Here is a 5,919-nt window from a genome sequence, read left to right as displayed (position 1 = left end):
GCCAGCGCTTCAATCACCTGCCCCGCTTTCACCTCACGCCAGCGCCCCAGCACGTGGCCGTCCGGACGCACGAGGTAAAACGTGCCAGGCTGCACGTCAAACAGCGAGAATACCTGCGCCGTGTGGTCCCAGGCGCACCCTTGTGCCCCGCCGCGGGCGATCGCCACGGTACTCAACGGCAATGTATCGTCCAGCGCCAGCAGTTCGGCTGGCACGGCGCCGTGCTCGCTGAAGTACAGTCCCGTGAAATCGCCATCGGCGCGTTTCAGCAAATCGGTAATATACCCGGCTTCTTGCCTGCCGTCTTGCAGCAGCGTCAGCGGACATTCGGGCAAGACCGTGCCCGGCGCGGGGCCGGCGGCGAACGTCTCGCTATCCTGCGCGTTCAGGGCAGACTGCGCATACGCGATGGCGCTCGTCTGGCGCGGGTTGATCAAGGAGCGCACGTGCGCGTGCTTGCCCGCCAGGCCCAGCACGGCCGTGCGCATGAGATCGAAAGCGAAGGTCGGCGGCGCCATGAATTCCGTGCTTTTGGTGCCGTGGCGCAGATTTTCATGGGCGGCGTACACGCGCTCGTCCGAATAGCTGTCCAGCAAACTGTCCGGTGCCGATCCCTTGACGACATACGCCAGCTTCCAGGCCAGGTTGTCCGCGTCGTCGATGCCGGAGTTCGCCCCGCGCACGCCGAAGATGGGCACCAAATGAGCCGCATCGCCCGCGAACAGCACGGGGCCATGCCGGTATTTTTCCAGGGTCAGCGCGTTGGCTTTATAAATGGTGATCCATACGGGATGCCACGGCGCTGTTTCGCCCATCATGGCCAGCAGGCTGTCCACGCGCGGCGCCACGTTTTCCAGCAGCACGGCCGCCTGCGCATCCTCGTCGTCGCGCAACTGGTAGTCGATGCGCCAGATATCGTCGGGCTGCTTGTGCACCAGCACGGTGGAGCCGGGATTCGACGGCGGGTCGAAATACGCAAGGCGCTCCGTCGGGCGCTCGCTCTTCAGATGGATGTCGACGATCACGTAGCGCCCTTCATAGCTGGTGCCCTGCAATTTCAGGCCCAGCGCTTCGCGCACGACGCTGCGCCCGCCATCGGCCGCCACCAGCCAGTCCGTGTCAATCTGGCAGGTTTCGTCGGGCGTGGCGACCGTGACCGTGGCGCCATCTGCGCGCTGGTCCACGCCAGTGACCCGCGTTTGCCAGCGGATATCGATCAGTTCAGACTGGCGTTCGGCCGCGTCGAGCAGGAATTGTTCGATATGGTATTGCGCCAGGTTGACCATGGGCGGCAGCTTCTGGTTCGCGTCTTGCGGCATCGTAAAGTGCAGCACTTCCTCGTCGCGGTAAAAGCTGCGTCCTCCCGCCCACGGCAAGCCCTTGCGGATAAAGCCGTCGAGCGCGCCCAGGCGTTCGATGATTTCCAGGCTGCGCCGCGAAATGCAGATGGCGCGGCTGCCCGTGCAGACACCATCGTCCGCTTCGATCAGCACCGAGCGCACGCCGTGGCGCGCCAGGCCCAGGGCCGTGGCCAGACCGACGGGGCCGCCGCCGACGATCAGGACAGGAACGTGCTGCGTCGATGCACCGGCCGGTTTGCCAGGCGGATAGACTTTCGGCACATGGGGATAAGGGTGGAAGATGTCGCTCATGATGGGTCCTCTTCAATCAAGATTGTTCTTTGCCGCCGCGCGCGATGGGCAGGGTCAGCACGATGGCCGCGCCCGCCACCAGCAGCACGCTGGCGTACAGCAAGCCCGTGGCAAAGCTGTGCGTGATGTCCTTCAGCCAGCCCACGACGACGGGGTTCAGGGCCGAGCCGATATTGCCCGTGGCGTTGATGACGGCGATGCCGATGGCGCGCGCACCCAGGCTCAGGGCTCGGTCCGGCGTGGTCCAGAAGACGGACATGGCCGTGTACGCGCCCGTCGAGGCCATGCACACGCCCAGCAGTTGCACCACGGGGTTGCCGGAATACGCCGTGAACAGCCAGCCGGCCGCCGACAGCAGCATGGGCCAGACGATGTGCCAGCGGCGTTCCTGCAGGCGGTCCGAGCGGCGGCCCCAGGCAATCATGCCGATGACGGTGCACACTTGCGGGATGGCGGCCAGCAGACCGATCTGCGTGTTGCTGGCATTGCTGTTAAAACTTTTCACGATCAGCGGCGTCCACACGGCCACCATCGCCAGGGTGTTCACCAGGCAGAAATAGGCGACGCCGAATTTCAGCACGGTGGGCGACAGCATTTCCGCCAGCACGGAGGTCTTCTGCTGCTGCGCGAGGTGTACGACGGCAGGCTTGTGCTCGGCCGCCAGCATGCACGCCAGCACCTGCTGTTCCAGCTTGCTCAGCCAGTTTGCCTTGTTGGGCGCATCGTCGAGGTAGCCATACACGGCCAGGCCCAGGAACACGGAAGGCATGCCTTCGAGCAAGAACAGCCATTGCCAGCCCTTCAAGCCCCAGTGGCCATCGAGTCCCAGGATCAGGCCCGACAGGGCCGAGCCGATGGCGGCCGTCACGGGCATGGCGATCATGAACAAGGCATTGGCCCGCGCGCGGTAGGCACTGGGAAACCAGTACGTCAGGTACAGCAGCATGCCGGGCAGGAAGCCCGCCTCCGTCACACCGACGAGAAAACGCAGCGCATACAGGCTGGCCGGGCCGCTGGCGAACAGGGTCGCCGTCGAGGCCAGGCCCCAGGCGATCATCATGCTGCCTATCCATTTACGCGCGCCGATGCGGGCCAGCACGATGTTGCTGGGGATGCTGCAGGCGATGTAGGCGATGTAAAACAGGGTGGTGGCAAAACCGAACTGGGTGCCGGACAGGCCCAGATCCTGCATCATGGTCAGGCCGGCGAAGCCGATATTGATGCGGTCAAGAAAGGAAAACACGAACAGCAGAAACAGAAATCCCAGCAGATGGCGCGATACCTTGCGCATCACCTGCTGTTCCAGTTGCTTGGCGGCCACGTCGGGAACGGGCGCAGTGGTGGCGATGGTCATGCTGGTCTCCATAAGGTGTCGCCCTCCCCTTGTTGATTTTATTGGGTGAGAGCGGCCGGGTGATCCCGGCTTGAAACACAGTATGCAGACGACGATGCTGGCGGCTGTCCCCATTTTGGGGACGTTTTGCGGCCAAAACAGTCAAGAAGGCGGAGCCATCCCTACGCCGAAGGGACTAGACGGGTGCTGGCGCCATGCACAGGGCGAACAACTGGCGCTGGCTGGAAATACCCAGGCGTTTATACGCGCGTTTCTGGTAAGTCATCACGCTGGACGGCTGCACGCCGATGATCTCGGCGATTTCCACGGCCGTCAGACCTTCGAGCACGCAGCGCAGCACGTCCAGTTCGCGCTTGCTCAAGGCGGGACAATGCTGGCGCAGCCGTGCCAGCATCATCGGCGCGACGCCTTGCGTATTCTGGCCGTTCAGGCTGTAGTGATGCTTGACGGCATGGGCAAACAGCGGTGACAGGGTTTCGATGCCCGCCACTTCGCCGGGCAGGAACTTGCCCTGGCTGCTGTCGCGGTAGAAATTGACGGACAGCCAGATATCGCCGGCCGGCTGCAGCAGCAGCGATAGCCGGTCCGAGACATTCGGTTTTTGATAGCAGGCGGCGCGGTAGCCGGGATGGTCGATCTCGTCGCTGGCCTGCTGGTGCAGCACGATGGCGGGATCGGTTTTTCGCCCCGGCGCCGGCGCGATCACGCGCTGGTTGCCGTCGAGCGCGTAATAGTGACGCGCGTAGCTGTCGGCAATATCTTGCAGGAAACGTCCGCCGCGCCGGTCAGCCACGGCGACAGTGCGCGGACGGTTGCCGAATTCATAGGCAAAGATCGTGCACTGGGCAATCGGCGCGACCGTGCTGACCGTTTTCAGGATGGCCCCGGCGACGGCATTCACGTCCGCATGGCCGATGGCGGCCATCAGCTCCAGGGTACGCCCGAAGTCCAGCTGCCCTTCCGCCTGCCGCCGCTCGACGCGCCAGTAACGCATATCTGCTTCCTTACTGCCCGCGCTGCGGCAAGACCCAGTCCGGCCGGATGTAATGGCAGGTATAGCCGTGCGGCAAGCGCTGCAGATAATCCTGGTGCTCGGGTTCCGCTTCCCAGAACGGACCTGCAGGCGCCACTTCCGTCACCACTTTGCCGGGCCACAGGCCGGACGCGTCGACGTCGCGGATGGTGTCTTCGGCCACCCGTTTTTGCTCGTCGCTCGTGTAATAGATGGCCGAACGGTAGCTCGTGCCGCGGTCGTTGCCCTGGCGGTCTTCCGTGCTGGGGTCGTGGATCTGGAAGAAAAATTCCAGGATCTTGCGGTAGCTGATGGTGTTCGGGTCGAAAATGATCTCGATCGCTTCCGCATGCGTGCCGTGGTTGCGGTAGGTGGCGTTGGCCACGTCGCCGCCGCTGTAGCCCACGCGCGTGGCGATCACGCCCGGATAACGGCGCAGCAAGTCTTGCACGCCCCAGAAGCAGCCGCCGGCCAGGATCGCGGTTTCATTGCCTTGTGCATTGTCTTGTGCCATGGTGTCTTTCCCGTTCTAGTCAGAAGCAGCTATCTTACCCTGTCGCGCGACTTTCTTCAGCGGGCCAGCAAGCGTTTGAGCTGCGCCGCCTGGTAGGCGCCGATGGCATCGTTGAACAGGCAGCGGATCAGTGGGTCGTCGACGATGTCGGCCTCGTCCAGTTCGTCCCGCGTGGCGGCGTCGAAAGGACCATCGTTGATGCGCATGTACATTGAGGTCAGCGATTCACCGAGCACCAGCGCCGCATGGCATTTCACCAGCGGCACCTCGGTGGTCCATCCCGGCGCCTCGCCCGTGTCCGGCACGAGGTCGATCAAGTCGCCGTGCGTGCGGTAATGCAGGATCGTGGCCGCGCCGTCATGGCCGTACAGCGACAGCCGCCACACACGCGGAGCCTGGAAATAGCTGTCTTCGGGCAGCTCCATGTCGCGGTAGCGTTCCAGCAAACCGTGGCGGCAGAAATCGAGCACCAAGGCCGCATCGGCGTCGCTCAATGGCGCGAAACGGCGCGCGATGTCCGCCGTGACGGGCGGCGGCGCGTCGGGGCGGTAGTCGAAATCCACGTCTTGCGGGCCCACGGGGATGACCCAGGGCAAGGGTTCGGCACTGCTCACACCGTGCGCATCGAGCAGCACGGCCGTCGATGGGTCGAGGCGGAAGATGTGCGCCTCGGGCAGCGCAGCGCCGATCTCCTGCGCGAACTGGCGGTAGGTAATCGGGAACATCGCATGGTTGTACCAGGACCAGTCTTCCTGCACGAACTGGCAGGAGCTGGGCACGAGGTACCGGGGCGCCAGCGCGCGCAGCTGGGGCACCCAGTCTTCGGGAAGGTCGACCGGGCCAGGCTGCGCCTGCGACGGCGCGATGACGGCGATCTCGCGCATGGTCTGAAATGGCCACAGCACCATGTCCCACGGCGCAAAGGCGGCCAGCTGTTCGAGCGTCTCCGGCCCGATCCAGGAATCGACCACGTTGAGCACATTCAGGCCGGCGGCGCGCACCTGGAACAGCGAATCGACATCGTCATCGAGCGCGCGGCGCGGGATCACCTCGATGCTGCCCACCTGTACCGGCACGTCCACGTGCAGCCGCTCGACGCGGCTAAAACCCAGCACGCGCAGCATGGCGAACAGTTCGTCGAAGACGCAGTACAGATAGATGGGCGTGGCGCGGTCGAGCACATCGAGGCTGTCGAGCGAGCAGTGGTCGTCGTGGAAGTGCGAGATGAAGACGGCATCCCAGCGCAGCTGGCGCACGGCGTCGAGGTCGAAGCGCACGGGCGGAAACGCGTGGCAATTCCGGCTGAACGGGTTTTCGACGATGGGGTCGAAGGCGATGGCCGTGCCTTCGCATTCGAAGACATAGCCGGCGTGCAGGATGCGGGAGA

5 protein-coding genes are annotated in these 5,919 nt (G+C 64.3%); all 5 read right to left on the bottom strand.

Annotation, left to right across the window (positions count from 1 at the left end; all coding sequences use genetic code 11):
* Positions 1 to 1,652, bottom strand: a 1,652-nt coding sequence (locus tag HWE17_RS28175; protein ID WP_176391079.1) for an FAD-dependent oxidoreductase, incomplete at its 3' end; no start/stop codon positions are given.
* Positions 1,653 to 1,668: 16 nt separating this feature from the next.
* Positions 1,669 to 3,006: an MFS transporter gene (locus HWE17_RS28170; RefSeq protein ID WP_255206429.1), complete on the bottom strand. Its 1,338-nt coding sequence runs from the start codon at positions 3,004 to 3,006 to the stop codon at positions 1,669 to 1,671.
* Positions 3,007 to 3,181: 175 nt separating this feature from the next.
* Positions 3,182 to 4,000 (bottom strand): helix-turn-helix transcriptional regulator, encoded by an 819-nt coding sequence (locus HWE17_RS28165; RefSeq protein ID WP_176391077.1) that lies wholly within the window; start codon positions 3,998 to 4,000, stop codon positions 3,182 to 3,184.
* A 10-nt stretch (positions 4,001 to 4,010) separates the two neighbouring features.
* Positions 4,011 to 4,532 (bottom strand): peptide-methionine (S)-S-oxide reductase MsrA, encoded by a 522-nt coding sequence (msrA, locus tag HWE17_RS28160; RefSeq protein WP_035819305.1) that lies wholly within the window; start codon positions 4,530 to 4,532, stop codon positions 4,011 to 4,013.
* A gap of 56 nt (positions 4,533 to 4,588) precedes the next feature.
* On the bottom strand, positions 4,589 to 5,919 hold a 1,331-nt coding region (locus tag HWE17_RS28155; protein WP_255206428.1), incomplete at its 5' end, for an MBL fold metallo-hydrolase.

The sequence above is a fragment of the Janthinobacterium sp. BJB401 genome (genome assembly GCF_013372745.1).
GTDB lineage: Bacteria > Pseudomonadota > Gammaproteobacteria > Burkholderiales > Burkholderiaceae_D > Janthinobacterium > Janthinobacterium rivuli.
The sequence above is the reverse complement of the archived record's forward strand: the minus strand, read 5'-3'. Positions and strand labels throughout refer to the sequence as shown.